At 47.2% G+C, this 21,718-nt stretch carries 18 protein-coding genes; 8 read left to right on the plus strand and 10 right to left on the minus strand.

Annotated features, from left to right (window positions below; translation table 11 throughout):
- The first annotated feature begins 351 nt into the window (after positions 1–351).
- Positions 352–1,683, plus strand: a complete 1,332-nt coding sequence (locus HZB61_01855) for a M23 family metallopeptidase (GenBank protein MBI5055351.1) — start codon at positions 352–354, stop codon at positions 1,681–1,683.
- A gap of 98 nt (positions 1,684–1,781) precedes the next feature.
- Entirely contained in the window at positions 1,782–2,060 is a 279-nt protein-coding gene (locus HZB61_01860) for a hypothetical protein (protein ID MBI5055352.1), read from the plus strand.
- 33 nt (positions 2,061–2,093) lie between these two features.
- Here HZB61_01860 and HZB61_01865 read toward each other — a convergent pair whose 3' ends face one another.
- The 6 genes from HZB61_01865 to HZB61_01890 all read right to left on the minus strand — a co-directional run bounded on the left by HZB61_01865 (position 2,094) and on the right by HZB61_01890 (position 8,739).
- The gene (locus HZB61_01865; protein ID MBI5055353.1) at positions 2,094–3,077 is read right to left on the minus strand and encodes a GGDEF domain-containing protein; all 984 of its coding nucleotides are present in this window, start codon (positions 3,075–3,077) and stop codon (positions 2,094–2,096) included.
- A 412-nt stretch (positions 3,078–3,489) separates the two neighbouring features.
- Positions 3,490–3,996 (minus strand): AmmeMemoRadiSam system protein A, encoded by a 507-nt coding sequence (gene amrA / locus HZB61_01870; GenBank protein MBI5055354.1) that lies wholly within the window; start codon positions 3,994–3,996, stop codon positions 3,490–3,492.
- Positions 3,997–4,030: 34 nt separating this feature from the next.
- Positions 4,031–5,011 (minus strand): polyprenyl synthetase family protein, encoded by a 981-nt coding sequence (locus HZB61_01875; protein ID MBI5055355.1) that lies wholly within the window; start codon positions 5,009–5,011, stop codon positions 4,031–4,033.
- A gap of 112 nt (positions 5,012–5,123) precedes the next feature.
- Complete coding sequence (gene mtnA / locus HZB61_01880) at positions 5,124–6,188, minus strand: S-methyl-5-thioribose-1-phosphate isomerase (GenBank protein MBI5055356.1); 1,065 nt, start codon at positions 6,186–6,188, stop codon at positions 5,124–5,126.
- Between the two features lie 56 nt (positions 6,189–6,244).
- Positions 6,245–7,483 (minus strand): Nramp family divalent metal transporter, encoded by a 1,239-nt coding sequence (locus HZB61_01885; GenBank protein ID MBI5055357.1) that lies wholly within the window; start codon positions 7,481–7,483, stop codon positions 6,245–6,247.
- The gene (locus HZB61_01890) at positions 7,480–8,739 is read right to left on the minus strand and encodes a magnesium transporter (protein MBI5055358.1); all 1,260 of its coding nucleotides are present in this window, start codon (positions 8,737–8,739) and stop codon (positions 7,480–7,482) included. The genes HZB61_01885 and HZB61_01890 overlap by 4 nt, the downstream gene beginning before the upstream one ends.
- Before the next feature lie 258 nt (positions 8,740–8,997).
- Between HZB61_01890 and HZB61_01895 the strand changes: the two genes are divergently transcribed.
- Positions 8,998–9,693 (plus strand): rubrerythrin family protein, encoded by a 696-nt coding sequence (locus HZB61_01895; GenBank protein MBI5055359.1) that lies wholly within the window; start codon positions 8,998–9,000, stop codon positions 9,691–9,693.
- Here HZB61_01895 and HZB61_01900 read toward each other — a convergent pair.
- Positions 9,690–10,679: an FAD:protein FMN transferase gene (locus tag HZB61_01900; protein MBI5055360.1), complete on the minus strand. Its 990-nt coding sequence runs from the start codon at positions 10,677–10,679 to the stop codon at positions 9,690–9,692. The two genes, HZB61_01895 and HZB61_01900, sit on opposite strands and share 4 nt — an antisense overlap.
- A 149-nt stretch (positions 10,680–10,828) precedes the next feature.
- Positions 10,829–13,327: an excinuclease ABC subunit UvrA gene (gene uvrA / locus HZB61_01905; GenBank protein MBI5055361.1), complete on the minus strand. Its 2,499-nt coding sequence runs from the start codon at positions 13,325–13,327 to the stop codon at positions 10,829–10,831.
- Between the two features lie 187 nt (positions 13,328–13,514).
- Here uvrA and HZB61_01910 point away from each other — a divergent pair, with 187 nt between their 5' ends.
- The 4 genes from HZB61_01910 to HZB61_01925 all read left to right on the plus strand — a co-directional run bounded on the left by HZB61_01910 (position 13,515) and on the right by HZB61_01925 (position 17,388).
- The gene (locus HZB61_01910; protein MBI5055362.1) at positions 13,515–14,315 is read left to right on the plus strand and encodes a TrmB family transcriptional regulator; all 801 of its coding nucleotides are present in this window, start codon (positions 13,515–13,517) and stop codon (positions 14,313–14,315) included.
- A gap of 221 nt (positions 14,316–14,536) precedes the next feature.
- Positions 14,537–15,601 (plus strand): histidinol-phosphate transaminase, encoded by a 1,065-nt coding sequence (gene hisC, locus HZB61_01915; protein MBI5055363.1) that lies wholly within the window; start codon positions 14,537–14,539, stop codon positions 15,599–15,601.
- Between the two features lie 91 nt (positions 15,602–15,692).
- Positions 15,693–16,286, plus strand: coding sequence for an imidazoleglycerol-phosphate dehydratase HisB (hisB, locus tag HZB61_01920; GenBank protein ID MBI5055364.1), 594 nt, complete (start codon positions 15,693–15,695; stop codon positions 16,284–16,286).
- Positions 16,287–16,359: 73 nt separating this feature from the next.
- Entirely contained in the window at positions 16,360–17,388 is a 1,029-nt protein-coding gene (locus tag HZB61_01925; protein MBI5055365.1) for a hypothetical protein, read from the plus strand.
- Between the two features lie 11 nt (positions 17,389–17,399).
- On the opposite strand, the gene HZB61_01930 is transcribed toward HZB61_01925, so the two are convergent.
- Together HZB61_01930 and HZB61_01935 are read right to left on the minus strand one after the other, a co-directional pair.
- Positions 17,400–18,101 carry a DUF1566 domain-containing protein gene (locus HZB61_01930; protein ID MBI5055366.1) on the minus strand — a complete coding sequence of 234 codons (702 nt, stop codon included), beginning with the start codon at positions 18,099–18,101 and terminating at the stop codon, positions 17,400–17,402.
- A gap of 265 nt (positions 18,102–18,366) precedes the next feature.
- Positions 18,367–20,886 carry a copper-translocating P-type ATPase gene (locus tag HZB61_01935; GenBank protein MBI5055367.1) on the minus strand — a complete coding sequence of 840 codons (2,520 nt, stop codon included), beginning with the start codon at positions 20,884–20,886 and terminating at the stop codon, positions 18,367–18,369.
- Between the two features lie 116 nt (positions 20,887–21,002).
- Here HZB61_01935 and HZB61_01940 point away from each other — a divergent pair, with 116 nt between their 5' ends.
- Positions 21,003–21,596 (plus strand): hypothetical protein, encoded by a 594-nt coding sequence (locus HZB61_01940; GenBank protein ID MBI5055368.1) that lies wholly within the window; start codon positions 21,003–21,005, stop codon positions 21,594–21,596.
- The last annotated feature ends 122 nt before the right edge of the window (positions 21,597–21,718 follow it).

Here is a 21,718-nt window from a genome sequence, read left to right on the forward strand (position 1 = left end):
GCTTCCTGCATTGTCTGCTGCACAAGGCGTCTGATCTTAGCTTTTACTTCTTCCGTCTTTGCTGCTTTCTCTTCCTTCAATTATCCACCTCCTGTGTTTTGATAAGTTTATCAATTTACACAGTTTCGTGGACACTCCCTCTGAAACTCAAAACAACAATTATCAGCAAACAGAATCATCATTAACTCAAACATGAAAACCGGACATTTCTATTTTGGTAAAATCCGGACATTCTTATTTTGGCTTGACAAGCATATAAAATTTGCTTGCATTTTTCTTTATACTTAGTGCAAAATAATAGCCTTTTCAAGGGAAATTGGATCTTCTTCCAAGATTTACCCCGGAAATTCTATGGAAAATTTTAGTTCTAAAAAACGCGAAAAAAATGGGTTCAGCCTCATCGGGTTGATTATCGCTTCGCTTATTGTTGTAAGCGCTGGTGGTTATTTTGGTTATCAATTGTTTTTCGTATCGAAGCCGGCAATTAAAGGCATGGACGCGTTAAATGTTTTAAACGCGGATAAGACAGTTACGCTTCAGGGGGAAAACCTGAAGACCATAGATATATCCATTCAGCAGGGCGGCAAGAAAATAAATTTATTAAAAGATACTCCTTTAACCCGCGAGAAGACTTATACACTGCAGATAAAGCCGAAAACCATCGGCCTGTCAGACGGCCCGGCCACCTTTATAATTGAAGCAGAAGCCGGGATTTTAAAAAAATTAAGCCAGCAGGTCAATACGACCATTGACACATCCCCTCCATACCTTGAAGTGTTAAGCGCTACTTCGGTCATAGAGAACGGGGGCGCGGGGTTTACTTTACTCAGGGCGCAGGGCGCTGACTCTGTCTTTGCAAAACTTGACGAACGGATATTCAGGGGGTTCCTGGCAGTCCCAAAAGCTGACTCGACAGGAAAGGAAACCGCAAGCAATTATTACGTGTTATTCCCTGTCCCACTTGATATGAGACCGGGAAGCGTTTTTTACGCAGTTGCAAAAGATGCTGCCGGCAATCAAAATGTGAAGAATCTGCCGGTAAGCTTGAAATCTATTCAGTACAGATCGTCTTCAATTAACATTGATGATTCATTTATTGACAAAGTGGCAGCCCCTCTGTTGAATGAGACAAATATATCCGACCGCGAGGCTGCGTTCAAAAAGGTCAACGAGGAGTTAAGGACAGCAAGCATAAAGAAGCTTTTCGATATTGCGCAAAAAACAGAACCTAAGATGTTATGGGACGGGGCCTTTTTGCAGATGAAAAACAGCAAGGTGATGGCCACGTATGGAGATGCAAGGGCTTATATTTATAAAGGGAAAAGCATAAGCAGGAGCATCCATCTCGGATACGACCTCGCATCCAATGCGCATTCGCCGGTTGAGGCTGCCAACACAGGCATCATCAAATTTGCCGGAGACCTCGGGATATACGGGAACACCGTAGTAATTGATCACGGGACCGGCCTCATGAGCCTTTACGGACATATGTCTACAATCACGGTCAAGGAAGGTCAATCAGTAACAAAGGGCGATATAATCGGCAAGACAGGCGCTACAGGGCTTGCAGGCGGAGATCATCTGCACTTTGGAATACTCATAGAGGGATATGAAGTGTCCCCATTATACTGGTGGGACCAGCATTGGATAAAAGTGAATATACTTGACCAGTTAAGGCCTTAATTCATAAAAAATTCAAAATGTATTATTAAAATAGATAGACAAAAGAAAAATTATAGATATAATTTTAATAATTAAAAAAATGAGAGGTAATAAACATCATGGATCGTCAGGTTACAAAAGAAGAAGTGCCTTCATACGAACTGGTTGAAGAAAAGATCAAAGAGATCGACGGATCGATTATCATACTCCGTATATTCTACATCTTTATGCATATCGCTTATAAGTTCCAGCTTATAAAAAATGACAAGCTGTGCACCGTTGAAGTACCAAGAAGACTGCTTGAAGGCCTGAAAAGCGGCAACATAATCCTGGAAAAAGAGTTGAACGAGATAATATATGAATCTCTTGAAGGCTCCGACTGCTGGAATAAGGTCTAACGAAGTTTAAAGTTACAAGTCTTATTTCCTGACTTATTCAAATCTTATGCTGATGTTGCCGCCCTTGCCCTTGGCCTGGTGTAATGCTTTTTCCATCTGGTCAAACAGATCTTCTATACGGAGATTATTTGTCTTATAGGGGAAAGTGGCGGTAATTCCGATACTCAGTGTGCGGGATTTTTGTTTCTCTGATGCGCTTCCTATTTTGTGCACCGGGAATGTTTTGTTCTCAAAACTCTTGCGTATCCTTTCAGCAACTATGTATGCGAGGGTCAGGTCCGTCTCAGGCAGTATTACTACAAATTTTCCCCCGCTGTACCTGAACGCCCGGTCGAATTTCCTGATATTCTCTTTGATCAATGTGCCGATAACAGCAAGCATTTGGTCGCCTGCAAGATGACCGTAATTATCATTAAAGCTTTTAAACCTGTCAATGTCAATAATCAGTATCGCGAGGGGATGGCCGTATCTGTGGCAGCGGGCAACTTCATCTTCCAGCACGGTAACAAGGTGGTCCCGGTTAAACAAGGACGTAAGCTTGTCGGTTATCATAATCTGACGGATCTCTTTATTCTTGACATCAAGCTGTTCTAACGCGGCCCTCAACTCTCTATTGAGATGCTCCATGTGCTGATCGTCTTCCTGCATTTTTTGCCCCTGCTTTTTTAACAGGAACATCATATTGTTAAACTGTTCTCCGATCTCTTCAACAATTGAGGGGCATGATTCTTTGAAAACTTTGCAATTTGAGCATGTGCCGTATTTTTGAACGAAGCTGCCCTGAGGCTCTCCGCCGCAGTAAGTGCCTGCTATCTGCCAGCACCTCACTTCCCCGGATTCATATCCGTAGAGAGTGCAGCCCGTTGCCTTGCAATCCATTACCTCCCAGCATTTGACTATCCTGGAATTTTTGAACACAACGCCGCCCTTTGACAGCGCCATTTCAAACATCGGGATGATCTCTTCTCTCACCCTTTTCAGGAAATGATCAATTGTTTCTTTTGATTTTGCTCCCAATCAATGTCCTCCATTTACTGTGAGAATTGCTTTCAGGCGGCAGTCGAAAGTTTGAATACACTTTTGTAAGGAATGCATAAGGCCCTGTTTTCAAATATAACAACTAATTTTTTACCCAAATTGTACAAGTATTATTCGGTATAATCTTAATCAAAGTTTAGGGTAAATTTCCATATAATAATTAATATATTTCAGATTTTCTGATTTTGCTTGAAGATCATTTGTGGACTGCCCCTCATCAATGAGATTTCCTGCTCCTTCTTTGAAAGTTCTTTTTTGAGATGAATTGTATATAGACTGAGGGCACAGAGGCAGATTATAAGAAAGGCAATTAATATCTTTACGGCGGCAGGAATTCTGTACAGTTCATGGAGTTCAATGTCCCGTTCAAGGTCGGATTTGTCTGACATGATTATTTATATCTTTTCACCTCAAAGCGGTAAATCTCTATTTCTTCACCAAGGAATATCCCGGCCTTCATCGAGGCTATGCTGATCTGTTCGTCAACGGTATCAACCCCCTCAAGGTCGGGCAAAAGCAGCCCCCTCCGGTCGCCGCTTCTGATGATCACGCCGTATCTCTTAGGGTCAAGCTGCTTCTTGCCGGCAACTTTCTCGGGCTCGGTCAGAACGTCGACGGAATATTCCAGTTGCTCCAGTTCCTTGGAATTAACAGGCGGGAACCGGGGGTCCTGAGTGGCTGCGCTTATGGCGTTCTGTATAATTTCACAGGCCACGTTTTTCATGCACGGCGAAAATGTACCGACACAGCCTCTCAATTCCCCTTTGATTTTGACACAGACAAAGACACCTGCCTTGCCGGCCATTTCAGTTGTAAGTTTATCAGGCGGCGAGATGCTCTTTTTTGCGCGGACATATTGCTCAACGGCTTCTTTGGCAAGCTGTACAAGAGGATGCATAGGTGCTCCGGTATGGCGGGTTTGAAACCCGCCCCTACTTTCTTCTTTTCATCGCATAGTCTGATATGGCAAGGAGAGATGATTTCTCCATGGAATCCCTGAAGATATCAAGTTCCGCCTTCGCCTCATTCAGAAAGGCCGCGGCCTTCTCATAAGACTTTGCAATGGATTTATGTTTGCCGAATAAATCCTGGATATAAGCAAGGTCTGCTTCAGTTTTATTTTCAGCCTTGATTATTTGCTTTATCTTTTCCACCTCACCGTTTTCAGCGTCTCTCAGTAAATATAAAAGCGGCAGAGTGATCTTGCCTTCCTCGATGTCCTTGCCGAGGCTTTTGCCGAAGGCCTTTTCTTCAGCCATGTAGTCAAGGACGTCATCAGCGATCTGAAAGGCGTAACCGAATTTCAGCCCGAATGATGCAAGCGCGCGCTCTTCCTTTTCCGATGCGTTTCCAAGCACGGCCCCGCCCTTGCATGCCGCAGACATGAGAATAGCGGTCTTGCCCTGTATGATCTTTATGTAGTCCTCTTCCGTTATCTCAGGGTTGCCTTTTTTGCTGAGCTGTATTAATTCACCCTCGCTCATCTTTGCGGTGGCTGTGCAAAGCGCGTCCATGATCTTTTGCTTCTGGAGAAGGTTTGCAAGCCTCAGGGCGTTTGCATAAAGAAAATCCCCCACAAGGATCACGACCTGGTTGCCGTATACGGAATGGGCGGCAGGCTTTCCTCTTCTGAGATTAGCGCCGTCAACGACATCATCATGAATGAGCGAAGCCGCATGAATGAATTCCACACTGCTTGCGAGAGTGCTGACCTTGTCTCCCCTGACATCAAATATGCGGGAACACAAAATTGCGAGAAACGGGCGGATGCGCTTACCGCCGCTTGAAAACAAATGGTTCCCGACGGCGGATATCGCGGGCGCGACAACCTTCAGCGTCTCGTTTATCTTTTCCTCGGCCAATGCGAGGTCTTCCTTGTAATATTCCCAGATGTCTTCGATGGTAGTTATCATTATATTTGCTCAGTAAAAGAAGTTATGAAGATATGAAGTTGAGAAGATGGGATAAAATGTGCCTTTCTGTTTTTTCTTATCTTCATATCTTCTCATCTTCTTAGCTTCTCATTTATTTCGCCTTCATCATGATCGAATTCAGATCCGCGCCTTTCTCATTCAGTTTATGTAAATCCTGCGGCCTGAACACGCCTTTTTCAGTAATTATACCAGTTATGTACTTTGCGGGGGTAACATCAAATGCAATATTTCTGACCCTCACTCCTTCGGGGGCAATGTTGCAGCCGAATATGTGCGTCACCTCTTCCGGGCCGCGTTCCTCTATCGGTATAAGTTCGCCTGACGGGATCGAGAAATCAATACTGCTCAGCGGGGCTGCGACATAGAAGGGAACGCCGTTTTCTTTACAAAGCACTGCGAGAGAATAAGTGCCGATCTTGTTTGCGACATCGCCGTTGGCGACAGTCCTGTCCGTGCCGACGATGGCAAGATTGATCTCGCCTTTCCGCAAAATAGCCCCGGCTGTATTATCGGTAATCAGGGTCACCGGGATATTATCCTCCATGAGCTCCCACGCTGTCAAACGGCAGCCCTGAAGCACGGGCCTTGTTTCATCGGCGATGACCTGTATCTTCTTGCCCTGCTCAACCGCAACCCTTATCGGCCCGGTGGCAGTGCCGTATCCGCCGGTGGCGAGAGAGCCCGCGTTACAGTGTGTGATGACAGTATCGCCGTCCTTTATAAACTGCGCCCCCCATTTGCCTATGGCCTTGTTTATCTCTATATCCTCCTGAAGGACCTTATTCGACTCTTCAATAAGCAATATCTTTAATTTTTTCACAGGCTCGTTTTTTCTTTCCATTAAAAATTTCTTTACCCTCTCAACAGCCCATTGAATATTTACGGCTGTAGGCCTTGTTGAAAGCAGGGTGTTGAATACGGTTTCCAGCCCTTTCATAAAGCCGTTAAAATCATTCGCCTTGATTTCCTGTGCGCCCAGAGCTATCCCCATTGCGGCGGCTATGCCGATCGCTGGCGCCCCGCGAATGCAGAGTTTTTTGATACATTCGGCAACCATCAAATAATTTGTGCATTCAATGTATTTCACTTCCCGCGGAAGCAGGGTTTGGTCCAGCATACTCACTTTACCGTCAATCCATTCAATCGTCTTTACCATTTACTCTCCTTTTATATAACCTTTGTGCCTCTGCGCCTTTGCAACTTTGTGCCTGACTATGCAATCTCCGGCAGCACCATCATGACCAATAATGCTGCCGTGAGTATAACCAGGACAACTACCGTGCCCCATGATATGTAATTATACCCTTTCGGGTTCTTGTATTTACCCATGATCCTCTCATTGTTGACAAGCAATAAGGCAAAGACAAGGACAAAGGGAAGCAATATGCCGTTCAGCAAAGACGAGAGGATCATTAACAGCACAAGCGGCGCATCAGGGACCAGGACCAGGAGGGCTGATATCGCTATCAGCGCGGTGTAGATCCACATGAACTGCGGGGCCTCTTTGAAGCTCTTGTTAACTCCCGCCTCCCATCCCATGGCCTCACAGATGTAATATGCCGTTGCAAGCGGGACAACAATGGCCCCGAGGATGGAGGCGTTTGCCAGACAAAAGGCGAAAAGGACCGAGGCGTACTGCCCCGCAAAAGGCGCGAGGGACACGGCCGCCTCTTTGGCCTCGTTTATCTTTATTCCGTGCGGGTACAAAGTCGTGCCGCATGTGACTATTATGAAAAAAGAGATAACATCCGTCATAATGCAGCCGATAATAACATCGAGCTTTGAGACCTTGTAATTCTCCTTTTTTATCCCCTTCTCGGCAATTGACGACTGAAGATAAAACTGCATCCACGGCGTTATGGTCGTCCCGATTATCGCTATTGTAATCAGGATAAAATCAAACTCAAACTTTACCTTCGGGACAAGGGTGCCCTGTAAGACCTCACCCCATTTAGGCGCGGACATAAAGCCTGAGATCACATACCCTACATAAAGCATCGAGGCTACGAGCAAAGCCATCTCCACCATTCTATAGCTGCCCCTGGTGACCAGCAGCCAGATCAAAAAGGCCCCGAAAGGCACCATCACATATTTGCTCAAACCGAATATCTCCATGCTTGCGGCCCAGCCCGCGAAATTCGCGATAGTGGTCCCGAAGTTTGCCACAAGCAGGACTATCATCATGAAGAAAGTTATTTTTACGCCGTAGTTCTCCCTGATAAGATCGGAAAGCCCTTTACCTGTCACAACGCCCATCCTCGCGACCATCTCCTGTATTACTATCAGGGCCACGGTCGTCGGTATCAGGGTCCACAAAAGCATATAGCCGTAGCGGGCCCCGGCCACCGAGTAAGTGGTGATCCCTCCGGCGTCATTGTCAATGGAAGCGGTTATTATTCCCGGCCCAATTATTGAGAGAAAAAAAAGGAAATTTTTCCAGCGGCCCATCATACGCTCCTCCTCTTTTTCCTTGATGCAGGCGGAAGTAACACATCAACAATGTCGTCGATAGTCACCATGCCTAACAGCGCTCCATCGGCATCAACGACAGGGAGGGCGAGGAGGTTGTACTTTGATATAAGTTCAGCTACGTCCTGCTCATTTGTATCGGGTGAAACGGTCTTTACTTTTGTCTCCATGATCTCGGACAGGCGCACATTGGGAGACTGAATAATCAGATCTCTCAACGAAGCAACGCCTATAAGTTTTTCATCTGTTACAACGTAGATGTAATAAACCGATTCTACATTCGGCGAATCTATTCTGAGCTGTTCAATCGCCTCCTGCACTGTCAGTTCAGGAGAATAAGCTATAAACTGGTTTGTCATGAGTCCGCCCGCGGTGTCTTCTTCATGAGCTAACAGTTCCTGGATGTCCTCTGCCTCGTCCTTCTCGATGGATTCAAGCAGTTCCTTTGCCTTGTCAGATTCAAGGTCTGACATCAAGTCTGCGGCCTCATCAGGCGGCATCCTTTCCACAACGTCCGTAGCATGGTCTTTATCAAGGCCCTCTATTATCGCCCTCTTCACATTGGGTTCAAGTTCATGAAGTGCCTCTGCCGCAACGTTGGGATCCAGTCCTTTAAACAACGCCACACCCTGCTCGTGCGGGACCTTGCTGATGATATCGGCTATATCGGAGGGATGAAGGGCTGAGATCATCTGACGGGGGACTATCAGCGATATTGTTGTCAGCCTCGGCTCAAGAGGCTGAATATAGCCCCAGCGTATGAGATTATACGAGAGGGTCTTTCCGAAGATCCTGTAGACGTCCTCGCTCTTTCGCTCTATGCCGATGCGCCTGAGTATCCCCCTTACGCCTACATCAACTGCAACCAGGCAGGCATGACCGTTCATGCCCTCAAGCTTTACATCATTTACCCGAACGACTTTCGCGCCATTTGCGTCAACGATCTGTTTATCGAATATGTCCCGCGCGATGAGGAGATCATCTTCGGAAGGCTCATATGGCTCTACCTTCAACGCATAGATATTTGAAGATATGATGCGCTTGTTGAAGATGCCGACGTGGCCCCATTCAAGGATGTACTGTTTTTTCTTTTTCTCAAGTATGAGCGCGGACACCCTTGGCAAGGGATCGCCCTTGATCACAATGAAATCCTTGACCGACCCCAGTTCTTCCCCCATGGGATCAAGGACAGGCATTTTTATCAATTCACTGATGAAAACTTCACCGAAAAGAGGCATGGAGACTCCCGCAACAAAATCTGTAACCTAACAGCTTATGAAGTATACATAAGGGAAGTAATTTTCGGCAACCATTTCACTCTCACGCACTCCTGTAATATAATTTTTTTGGGAGTTGCCCATGGGCAATAGCGGAAAGGAAGATACAGGAGGCAATCAGGGAGGGTTTGATCGAGGGCCTCGCAGACCGGTCAATGGTCTTGATATTTCCTGTCAAAGGAGTATTATCTAAAATAATACAGCTAACGGGGTCTTGCAATGAAAGTTGAATTATCAAGAAGACAATTCCTGCATTTTGCGATGGTTTCATCTTTTATCTGTGCGTTCCCCGCTTACGGGGAAAGAGACGGTCATAAGCATTTGAAGGACTGCCCGTCAACAGTAGCGGTCTTGCACGATGCTTATAAAGCTGAAATGAACGCCTACGAGCACTACGAGAAGTTCGCCGACAAGGCGTTGGAGGAAAATTATCCCAACGTCGCATACCTGTTCCACGCCCTGTCTGTTTCAGAGGAAATACACGCGGACAATTATAAGGCTGTCCTGGAGTCAGAGGGGGAAAAGGTGCAGGCTGTCCATATTGACGTTCTTATGAAAGATACTAAGGCAAACCTGCATGCTGCCGCAAAAATAGAAATGGAGAAGATCGAGAAAATCTATCCCGGTTTCCTGAAGAAACTGGAAACCGAGTCATATGACAATGCCATCATAAATTGCATGTATTCATGGAAATCCCATCAGCAGCATAAGGACAAAATAAACGAAATACTCAGATACATCAGCATGTTTTCTTCCGCCGTGGTAAGCAGGATTGAAGACCTGAAGCTTAATTTCTATGTATGCAGAGTCTGCGGTTCAACCTTGGATGTGAAGCCTTCGGAGCCGTGTAACATATGTAATAAATCCATGGCAAACTATCAGAGGATCGATAAACCGGACCGGACAGGAGATTAATTGCCGGGGAGAATTATTGAGTACCCTTTGTTCAGGACCTCTATCCTGCCTTTTAAGTTCCTGGTAATGAAAACCTTCTTCTGCGAATCGACTAATATCCCGTCAATGCCCATTGATTCAAGGAGCTTCATCCCCTTTTCTTTGCCGAGAATTAATATGGATGTGTCGGTCCCGTCCGCTATATATCCTTCAGGGGCAACAACGGAGACGCTGATGAGGTCTGATCCTGACGGATAACCTGTGGCCGGATCGATGATGTGGTGATAGCGTTTGCCGTCTTTCATGAAGGACCTCTGATAGTCGCCCGCTGTTGAGATGGCGCTGTCTTTCAGGTTAAGGGTGGCGAAGATGTCCTCCCACGGTTTTTCCGAATCCGGATTTTCAGGACGCGGATTCTGAATGCCCACCTTCCACGCATTTCCGCTTGTGCTCAATCCATAACCTCTTATGTCGCCTGCGATTGCCACAAGCGCGGCCTTTATTCCCTTTGTCTTTATTGCTTCGACCGCCTTGTCGGCGGCGTAGCCTTTTGCGATCCCGCCTAAGTCCAGCTCCATGCCTTTCTCTGCAAGATAAATTTCTGATGCAGCGCTGTTCACTGTTACCTTTTTATAATCAACAAGCTTGAGCGCGTTTTTGATCGCGTCTCCGGGCGGCATTGTCGGATTCGCGGGACGGCCTGAGAATTTCCATAGTTTATAAACAGGCGCGATGGTCGGGTCGAATGCCCCGTTAGTTATCTTTGAAACACCAATTGTCTTCTGCATCAAGTCCAGAGTCTCCCTGCTGACAGGAACTGCTTTTATTCCTGCTTCCTTGCTTATCGCGCTGATCTCGCTGTCCGGCTCGAAATTATTAAGAAGCTTATCAAGCTTTTTGATTTCAGCATATCCAGCTTCAATCGCCTCCTTCGCCTTTTCCTCCGATGGACTGACAACCGTAATCGTGCAGTAGGTGTCCATCACAACGCGGCTTTCCTTAAACATTTTGTCCTGCTGGGTGCAACCGGAGAAAGACAGTAGACAGTAGACAGTAGACAGTAGACAGGAAACAGTAGACAGAAGACAGGTAATCCCCGATCGCACTCCTGCATTTTCCGACTTCTGACTTTTGACTTCTGACTTTTGCACTTTCTTCATACAAGTTTTTCTTTCAGGAATTTTCCTGTGTACGATTTCGGGTTTAACGAAACCTGTTCAGGGGTGCCGGTGGCGATTATCCTGCCGCCTTCTTCCCCGCCTTCAGGCCCAAGGTCAATTATATAATCAGCGCTCTTGATAATGTCGAGATTGTGCTCGATGACAATGACGCTGTTTCCGGCGTCCACGAGTTTGTTCAGCACCTCAAGGAGCTTCTGGATATCTACAAAATGCAGCCCTGTTGTGGGCTCGTCCAGAATGTAGAGCGTCTTGCCCGTCGCCTTTTTGCTCAGCTCTCTTGAAAGCTTCACCCTTTGCGCCTCGCCTCCGGAAAGGGTTGTTGCGGACTGTCCAAGCTGGATGTAGCCGAGCCCCACTTTCTCAAGGGTCACGAGTTTATTCCTCAGAGGAGGGACCGATTCAAAAAATTCCAGCGCCTGCGAAGCTGTCATTGTGAGCACGTCGGAAATATTTTTCCCCTTGTATCTTATCTCAAGTGTCTCCTTGTTATATCTTGCCCCTTTGCAGGTCTCGCACGGGACATACAGGTCAGGCAGGAAATGCATCGACACCTTGACAAGCCCGTCGCCTTTGCAGGCCTCGCACCTGCCGCCCGCGACATTGAAGCTGAACCTGCCCGGCTTATAGCCTCTCACCCTTGCGTCAGGGATCTGCGCAAACAGATTCCTGATGAATGAGAATATTCCCGTGTATGTGGCCGGGTTGGAGCGCGGCGTCCTTCCGAGCGGGGCCTGGTCCACATTGATCGCCTTGTCGACCTTTTCAATCCCGTTTATGCCATCGTGCCTTCCGGGAATTTCGCCGGAGGAATACAGCTTCCTTGCAAGCGCCTTGTAAAGGATTTCTAAAATCAAGGTGCTCTTGCCCGAACCGGACACGCCGGTCACGCAGGTGAAAACACCAAGCGGTATGTTCACGTTGATCTTCTTAAGATTAAATTCCTGCGCCTTTTTTATCGTGATAAAGTCCTTTGGTTTTCTCCTGTGTTCAGGGACTGCGATAGAGGCATGTCCGCTGAGGAAGGCGCCGGTAACTGAATCTTTGTTGTTCACGATATCCTGCAAACTGCCTTCCGCTACTATTGCGCCGCCGTGTACGCCCGCGCCCGGGCCCATGTCAATTATGTGGTCCGCTGTCTTCATCGTCTCGTCATCATGTTCAACTACAATGACGGTGTTTCCCATGTCTCTCAGCATACACAGGTTTTCAAGGAGCTTGTCGTTGTCTCTCGGATGCAATCCGATGCTCGGCTCGTCGAATATGTAAAGCACCCCTGTGAGAGAAGAGCCGATCTGGGTCGCGAGCTTGATGCGCTGGGATTCTCCGCTGGAAAGCGTCATCGCGGCCCTGTTCAAAGTCAGATAGCCGAGTCCGACCTTGTCAAGGAAATGCAGCCTTTCCCTTGTTTCTTTTAAGACCTTTGAAGCGATTATCTGCTCTGTATTGGTGAGTTTTAAATTTTCTATAAAAGAGATGGCGTCCTTGATCGGTTTGGCAGATAATTCTCCGATGTTGAGATTATTGATCGTTACGGACAGAGACTCTTTCCTGAGCCTGTATCCGTTACAGGCAGGACACGGCTTAAGCCTGCTGACGTCCTCTTCATCTTCTTCGCTCACATTTTTAAAGCCGAGCCCCCTGCACTTTGGACACGCGCCGTAAGGGCTGTTGAAGGAGAAAAATCTCGGGACGATCTCAGGATAATTTATGCCGCATTTTGAACAGGCCAGCTTAGTGCTGAAGAAAAGGTCTTTGCTTTCATCAATGATGTTGATCGTTACAACATCGGTCAGGCCCGTGGCAGCCGTGATGGCTTTTGAAATGTGTTTATCAACGCCGGCCTTTACAATGAGGCGGTCAATGACAATATCGATATTGTGCCTTTTATGCTTGTTAAGTTTTATCTCCTTCGTGATATCCACCATCTCTCCGTCGATCCTTGCGCGTATAAAGCCCTTCCGCTTTGCATCCTGCAATTCTTTTTTGTATTCGCCCTTCCTGCCGATCACGATCGGCGAGAGCACCTGAATGCGCGTGCCCTCAGGCAAGGCGGTTATTAATTTCATGATCTGCTGCGCGCCCTGTTCCGCGATAGGGCTTCCGCACTGATAGCATTTCAGTTTCCCTATCCTTGTGTACGCGACCCTGAGGTAGTCGTATATCTCGGTGATCGTGCCGACAGTGGAGCGCAGGTTCCTTGTGGTCGTCTTCTGTTCAATGGCGATGGCCGGGGAAAGACCCTCGATGGAATCCACGTCGGGTTTTTGCAGTTGATCGAGGAACTGTCTCGCGTACGCGGAAAGGCTTTCAACATACCGCCTCTGCCCTTCCGCATAAATCGTGTCGAAGGCAAGGGACGACTTGCCGGAGCCTGAGGGCCCTGTGATGACTGTGAAACTGTCGCGCGGGATCTTTACGTTTATATTTTTGAGATTGTGTACCCTTGCGCCTTTAATGACAATACTGTCAAGCATAAAAATCTTTTCCTTCTGAAGCGAGAACTTTTTACTATAACTCATAGCATAAAGATGATTCAAACAGCGCCGCCGGTATATAAAGTTAGGCCGAAAATATTCCGATAATATAATCGCGGCTTCATTCCTCCGGAGCAAAAGCAAAAAAATCTTGACATTTATTAACTACTATGGTAGTTAATAGTCCATGCAGATTGCGGTCTCTAAGCTAAAACAGCTCGGATTTTCTGAATACGAGGCAAAGGCATACGCAATCCTCGTAAATGAAAATCCTTTGACTGCCTATGAAATAGCAAAGAATACCGGCATCCCCTCCTCAAAGATCTACGAAGTTATTAGAAAGCTCGAATTCAGGCATATGATTCAGCCCATTCACGGTGAGCGTTCAAAGATGTTTGTTCCCATTCCGCCTGACGAGTTCGTCCAGAATTTCAGGTCCTCTGTTGAGGACAACCTTCATGCCGTCAGAAATGAATTGAAAGCTGCCAGGAGCATAATGGACACAAGCTACACCTGGCATATCAAAGACCATGATACCCTCGTCCTCAAGGCAAAGAGGATGATAAATACCGCGCAGGAAACGCTTTTGCTTTTAACGTGGCAGGAGGAAGTGAAGGACTTTCTGGATGCGCTTCAAAACGCGGGGCAGCGGGGCGTAAAGATCGCGGTCATACATTACGGGGCGACCAACATAAAGATCAGACAGCTCTATGTCCATCCCATAGAAGAAACCATTTATGCGGAAAGAGGGATAAGGGGGTTCACCCTCGTGGCAGATTCAAGGGAGGCAATCAACGGAAGGATCGATGACAAAAAGACAGAGGCCATATGGAGCATGAACGAAGGGTTCGTCAGCATGGCGGAAGATTATATCAGGCACGACATATACCTTATGAAAACCATAAAGAGGTTTGACCCTCTGCTGAGGAAAAAGTTCGGCGAGAGATATGAGAAACTCCGCGATGTCTTTAATGATGAGGCGTTGTAGTTTTGCAATAGCTATGACGGGATACAGTCTTTTCACTCATTCTCGACGGACATCCCTGTCCGTCTCCGAGGTTTTTGCCTGTCCAGACTTCCAGTCTGAACTTGACGGCAAAAAAATCCGTTCAAAGACTGTATCCCGTCATAACCAATTATAATCCCATAGACTAAAAGAGAATTAATGATATATTATTAACGGCAATCGGACTTTATTATGGAGGTTTTTTGAAAGACATAAACATCGCTTCACTTGTAAAACCCAATGTCCGTTCACTCCGCGCTTATCAGGCGGAAGAGGTCCCCTGCAAGGTGAAGCTGGATGCCAATGAAAGCCCGTATTCAGCGCTGAGCGCCGGGCGGTCGTTCAGGAAAAATTTACAGACCCTGAACCGCTACCCTGACCCTGAGGCAAAAAAACTGAGAGGTTTGATTGCGAAGGAGTTCAGGGTCAAGCCTGAAAATGTCCTTCACGGCAACGGCTCCGACGAGCTTATCTATTACCTGATCACAACATTCGGCGGGCCGGTGCTGTATCCTGTCCCGACATTTTCAATGTACGGGATCATTTCGCAGGCGCTCGGCGAAGGGAAGATCGAGATACCGCTTGATGATAAATTCGATCTCAACACAAATGCGTTCCTCGATGTCGTAAAAAAGAAAAAACCGAAATTGATCTTTCTCAGCTCCCCGAACAACCCGACAGGCAACAACTTCTCGATAGATAGAATTTCAAAAATAATTGAATCTGCCTCGTCACCCGTCACCCGTCACCCGTCACTCGTTGTTGTTGACGAGGCGTACCAGGCATTTTCAGGCAAAAAGAGTTTCCTGCCTTTGCTGAAAAAATATAAGAACCTTGCCGTCCTGAAAACACTGAGCAAGATCGGCCTTGCTGCCTTGCGCACCGGTTTCCTGATCGCGGATGCGGAAATCATAAACGAGGTGAACAAGGTGCGGCTCCCGTTTAACGTCAATTCGCTTTCACAGGCGGTAGCGATTGAGGCATTGAAGAATAAAAAGCAGATGCGCTCTTACATTTCATCCATTGTTTCCGAAAGGAAGAGGCTTGTTGATGAGATGAGGAAAATAGAAGGGGTCAAACCATATCCATCCGATGCGAATTTTATTTTATTTAAAGTTGCTGACGCTGATGCGATACACAAGGGTTTGCTGAAACGGGGCATCCTTGTCAGGAACATGACCGGCGCGGTAAAAGATTGTTTGAGAGTGACAGTGGGGACGCCGAAAGAGAATGAGTTTTTTTTAAAGAATTTAAAGCGTTCATTATGATGAAATTATTTACGTCATTCCCGCAGTCTGTTGAGCGGGAATCCAGAGTGTTTCCAGAATGACGCCCACCGAACTTATATAGGAGGACTGTATGGCACGAAAAGCAGCGGTTGCAAGAAAGACAAAAGAGACTGACATAAAACTGGGCATCAACCTTGATGGCAAAGGTGATTACAAGATCAACACCTCGATACCTTTTGTTGACCATATGCTGAGCCTTATGGCAAAGCACGGGCATATAGACTTGACCTTAGAGGCGAGGGGAGACATAGAGGTTGATTACCATCATCTTGTGGAAGACGTCGGCATCGTATTGGGAGAAGCGATCAAAAAGGCGCTCGGTGAAAAGCTGAGGATAAGAAGATACGGCGAGACAGTTACCCCGATGGACGAGAGCCTTGCCCAGGTGGTCATCGACCTCAGCGGACGCCCGTACCTTGTCTATAAAGTGAGACTTCCCAAGGGCAACGAGCTGATCCAGAATCTCGGGGTGTCTCTCTTTGAGGATTTCTTCAGGGCGCTGTCAAACAACGCGGGGATGAACCTGCATATTAACCTGCATTACGGCCGGGACCCGCACCATATCCTGGAGGCGATCTTCAAAGGCTTCGGCAGGGCGCTGCGTGAGGCCTCTGAGATCCATCCACGGGCCAAGGGCGTCCCCTCTACAAAAGGAACGCTTTAGCTATAAATTTTTCTTAATCAGGCATTCTGAAATTTTTCTGGATTATTGCCGGGAAATCTGATAAGTTTAGGACATGCTTAAGCATATTCCGCTTGCAATTTCGATCATAGCAGTTGCAGCACTTGCCTTAAGCAGCGCTCCTGTCTCTTACGCGATGGATTCGGAAGGATGCCTTACCTGCCATCAATATCCGGGCCTTGTAAAGTTTGAGAGACCCGACCATGTCAAGGTCCTTCACATTGACGAGGAAAAATACATCACCTCGCCCCACGGTAAAGTTGACTGCAAAGACTGCCACACAAAAACACAGCAGGTGCCGCACACCGGGAAGACCGAGGTGGACTGCGCAACAAAGTGTCATCTTAAAGATAAAGAGAAGGTCCTGGCTATTGGTCCCGCTGAGTTGAGCAAATACCATGAGAAGGAAAAATTCGCCATTATACGCCTTGACGATCAATCGTCCTGCAGGGTCTGTCATCCCCTTTATCCGCACAGCCAGAATAATAAGGTGCGCGCGTTTGTGAATATGCATACCGGCTATACTCTGTGCGAGGTGTGCCACCTGAAGAAAGAAGGCTTGAAGGATTTAACTTATGACTGGAAAGAGCCGGACCCTTTTGAGTTTACCGGAGAGCCGTACGGCACTCACAAGCAGCTTGAGATAACAGGGCCGGAGAGATCAAACGAGGACGAAAGCCTTATATCAAAGATGCTGAAGATATTTTCCCCTGACGAGAAGAAACCCGCGGCAATGAAGAAGACGCAGTATTTAATATCAAGGATAGCAGTCTTCTCAACAGCGTCGGGAGAGAAGAAATTATTGATGAATACCACCGACAACGAGAAGGCAAAAGAGTTTCTGGCAAAAGAGAAACAACTGATCGCAGCCGACAGGGATAAAGAATTAAAATTCTTTCACCGGGACATAGCGAGGAAGGAGATCAGCGTGGCCTGTAACGACTGCCATTCCCCCAACGGCATACTGGATTTCAAAAAGATCGGATTCAATGAAAAGAAGACTAAAGACCTGCAGTACCTGAATATAAAAAGCCTGATAACAAAATACGATACCTTCTACCTCCCGAACCTGTTCGGGCACTAACTGCCGACACCTTAAGCTTCTGCCCTTTTACGCTTCCGCTCTTTTGCACTTTCCAAGTATCTTCGTCCTGCTAAAAGCGTCCCGCCTGTGATAAAGAGAATAGAGCTGATTGGCTCAGGTGCAACAGGTGGTGCGGCCAGCGCATCTCCAGGACGCACGGCAAGAGCAAAGCTGAAGGCGTCCTTCCATTCTCTATCCTGTCTGCCGGTCTTGGTATTGAAGTCCCATGCTTGGTCTGTATATAATGCATCCTCCGTACCCGACCAGTAGTAGCCCGGCTGCAATTCCCGAAAGTTACCTCTGTTTGTTAGGCAATACTGCTCTCCCATGCTGCAGCCAGTTGGATTTCCGGATGTGTCGTACCATCCCTTATTCCCAAGCTCAATATAAAACAAATGTCCCATCTCGTTTGCGGTACAGTTAAAACCAGCGCAAGGGCTTGTCCCATCATGGTTCAGGGCAGTTGGTAGTCTCCAGTCGTCAAAAATAATGTCGCCGAAATTCACTGTCAGTGCAGATGCCCATTTTATCTGATCCTGCCATTTATTTTGGGAGTTCGTATAATCGTACCACGTAATATTAAGGTCGCTGTCATAGATTAGCCTATTGCCGAGTGTGTCCGTACCGCGGACGATTAATTCGGCATGAACTGTATGAACCAAAAATAGAACGACCCAGCATATAACTAAACTTAATATTTCCCACTTTTTCATTATTACGTCCCCTTTCATATTTTGTCACACACTGAAGGATCACCTGTATTTACAAAAGCAATTTTTCATCCAGACAATAACCTATTGATTTTATTGCAACTCATCTCTAACATAGCTTGCTTTGCATATGGGCATGTTGTAACATTCAGTCCTATCATAAGGATTAACCATTAAGGTTTGTCTAACATAGCTTGCTTTGCATATGGGCATGTTGTAACAGCCATGTGTCACGGCACAGTTGTAAATTATGATAGCCCGGGGAGGGTTATGACGTCCGGAACTTCCTCAGTCTCAGCGCATTTGTCACAACAGTGACTGAAGACATGCCCATTGCGGCTGCTGCGAAGATGGGATTTAAGAGTATGCCGAAGAAAGGGAAGAGCGCGCCAGCCGCAACCGGGATCAGGATGGTATTGTAGGCAAAGGCCCAGAAGAGGTTCTGTTTAATATTTTTGATCGTGGCCCTCGAAAGAGATATTGAAGTAACAACCCCCATCAAGTCACCGCCTATCAGGGTAATGTCGGATGCCTCCATCGCGACGTCAGTGCCTGTGCCGATGGCGATGCCGACGTCAGCCTGGGCAAGGGCAGGGGCGTCGTTTATTCCGTCGCCGACCATTGCAACGACCTTGCCTTCATCCTGAAGCTGTTTTACATTTTTCGCCTTGTCTTCAGGCAGGACTTCGGCAAACACCCTGTCTATCCCGGCCTGCCGAGCGATCGCCTCCGCGGTTTTTTTATTATCTCCCGTTATCATCACAACTTCTATGCCGAGGTCATGAAGGGACCTTATCGCATCCACGGAATTCTCTTTCATTGTATCCGCTACAGCAATGATGCCAGCCGCAATCCCGTCTGCAGCCACATACATCGGGGTCTTTCCTTCGCAGGACAATTGTTCGGCCTTATCAGCAAGGCCGCCGATTTTTATGCCTTCGTCCTCCATGAAATTCGCGTTGCCAAGAAGGACATCCCTTCCGCCTATCTTTGCCTTTATTCCATGGCCCGGCACTGCCTGAAAATCCTCAGGGTCTTTTAATTCAAGCGCCTTCTCCTTTGCCTTGTTCACAATGGATTCCCCAAGCGGATGCTCCGAATTCTTCTCAGCGGATGCCGCAAGCATAAGGATTTCTTCTTCACTGACCCCTGACCCCTGACCCCCGACCCCTGCTATGTCCGTTACTTCCGGTTTGCCTTTTGTGAGGGTGCCTGTCTTGTCAAATACTATGGCATTTATTTTGTGCGCTGTCTCAAGCGCCTCTCCTCCGCGTATTAAAATCCCGTTCTCAGCGCCTTTGCCTGTGCCGACCATGATGGACGTCGGGGTCGCAAGCCCTAACGCGCAGGGACACGCGATTATCAGGACCGCGATGAAGTTCAGCAGCGCGTAAGTGAAAGAAGGCTCAGGCCCGAAAAAATACCAGATGATGAAGGTCACTGTTGCTATAGCCATGACAACTGGGACGAATACCGAGGCGATCTTATCGGCAAGGCGCGCTATCGGGGGCTTTGAACCCTGCGCCTCCTGCACCATGTTTATTATCTGCGAAAGCATGGAATCCCTGCCCACGTTCGTAGCCTCAAATTTAAATGAGCCGGTCTTGTTTATCGTAGCGCCGATCACCCTGTCGCCTGATCTTTTCTCAACGGGGATGGACTCGCCTGATATCATGGATTCATCCACTGCCGAATAACCATCTTTCACTACTCCGTCCACCGGGATTTTTTCACCTGGTCTGACAATAACAATGTCCCCTATCTCAACATCTTCCACAGGGATTTCGATTTCTTCTCCTTCAGCCCTTTGCCCTTTGCCCTCTGCCCCCTGCCTTATTATCCTTGCTGTCTTTGCCTGAAGCCCCATGAGCTTCTTTATCGCCTCCGAGGTGTGACCTTTTGCGCGCGCCTCAAGCAGCCTGCCGAGAAGTATGAGGACAATGATGGCTGCCGATGTGTCGAAATAGGCCTCCGCTGTATAGCCCTTTATCTCAAAGACCGACGGGAAGAATGTCGCGGTCACACTGTAAATGTAAGCAGCCGAAGTCCCTACCGCGATCAGCGTGTTCATGTTGGTCGTCCTGTGGCGCGCCGCGGAAATCGCGCCTGTATAGAACTGCCACCCCACCCAGAATTGTATGGGCGTTGCGATTATGAACTGTATGAAAAAATTAACGTGCATCGGTATCCTGTTGATCACGGGAATGCTCGCCATCTGTGAAAACATGAGCAGTAAGAGCGGAACGGCCAGCGCGGCCCCGGTGATGAATTTCAGCCTGAGCTTTTTGTATGCCCTTTCCCGCTCCTGTTTCTCCTTCTCAACAACATCCTCACCCTTTTCAATTTCGATAATGTCATATCCCGCGTCCCTTATTACTTTTTTGAATTCGCGTATCCCTGCCTGCGCGGGCACATATTCAATAGTGGCTTTTTCAGTTGCGAAGTTTACAGATGCGGAGAGGACCCCGTTTAAAGAAGACAGCGCGTTATGCACCCTTGCGACGCAGGCAGCGCATGTCATGCCTTTTATCGGGAGCGTGATCTTTGAGACTGAAACACCGTACCCGATGTCTTTTATGGTGTTGATGAATTCATCGACGGACGTTTCAGCGGGATTGAAATGGATGGTTGCCTTTTCCGCGGCGAGGTTGACGGCGGCGGCTTCAACGCCTTTGATCTTTGAAAGAGCGGTCTGCACCCTTGCGGAACAGGCGGCGCATGACATACCTGTCACCGGCAGGTCAATCCTTCTTTTATCGGCTATCGTTTCTTTTCTCTCAGAGTCCATTACCTGTTTTCCTTTTTTTGTAAATATATTATTCCACCTTTCATCTTATCTTACAAGAAGGCGGTTTGCGGTTCTCTTTAGTTTGCGATAAGATTAATTTCAACAGGTATCGCGGCATGAAAACCCAGCTTGTTTTAAATCATATCAAAACAAAAAGTCTCCCCTTTTTCATTGGCGCGTTGGCAGGCTATGCTGTTGTTCATCCATACACTATGCTCGTCTATTCTTTAACAGGTTTTGCACACAGCGGAATGCATCTGAAAGATATATTCTTTTCTTTTGACAGGGAGATGCTGCCGATGGGTGTTGCCTTTACGGTCCTTGGCGGATTTATTGGTATTTTGATTGCTGTTGTTATAGAAAAACAGAGGCAGTTATACACTGTCATCTTCGAAAATGAAAAGAAAAAGATCACCCTGTCACACTATCTCCTTAATGCCAATATGGTGATCGGGGGCATGGTCCGGCGCTGTCAACGAATTCAGACAAATGAGGATTCCCAATGTTCTTTAGAAGCCATAGCTGAGCAGGCGAAAAAAATTGACGCGGTCATAAGCGCCCTGAAGAGACTCACCGAAATAAAGACGGCGAAATACACGGCTGAAGGCCATGCACTTATGATAGATATTTCAAAAGAGATCGAGGAGCTGTTGGCCGGGGACAGCGCAAAGAGAGATGATGGAAAGTCATCTGCGAGACTGTCTCACTAACTGTGTAAGTTCAATTTTCACTGTATCCTATCCTCAAACAATATAGCGATCTGAGAATAGACTTGAGACCATCCTCTGAGAGGCATGGTCCATTTTTTATCGAGTTCCAGTGCTGCCATATA

The organism is Nitrospirota bacterium (assembly GCA_016214845.1).
In the GTDB taxonomy this organism is placed as follows: domain Bacteria; phylum Nitrospirota; class Thermodesulfovibrionia; order UBA6902; family UBA6902; genus SURF-23.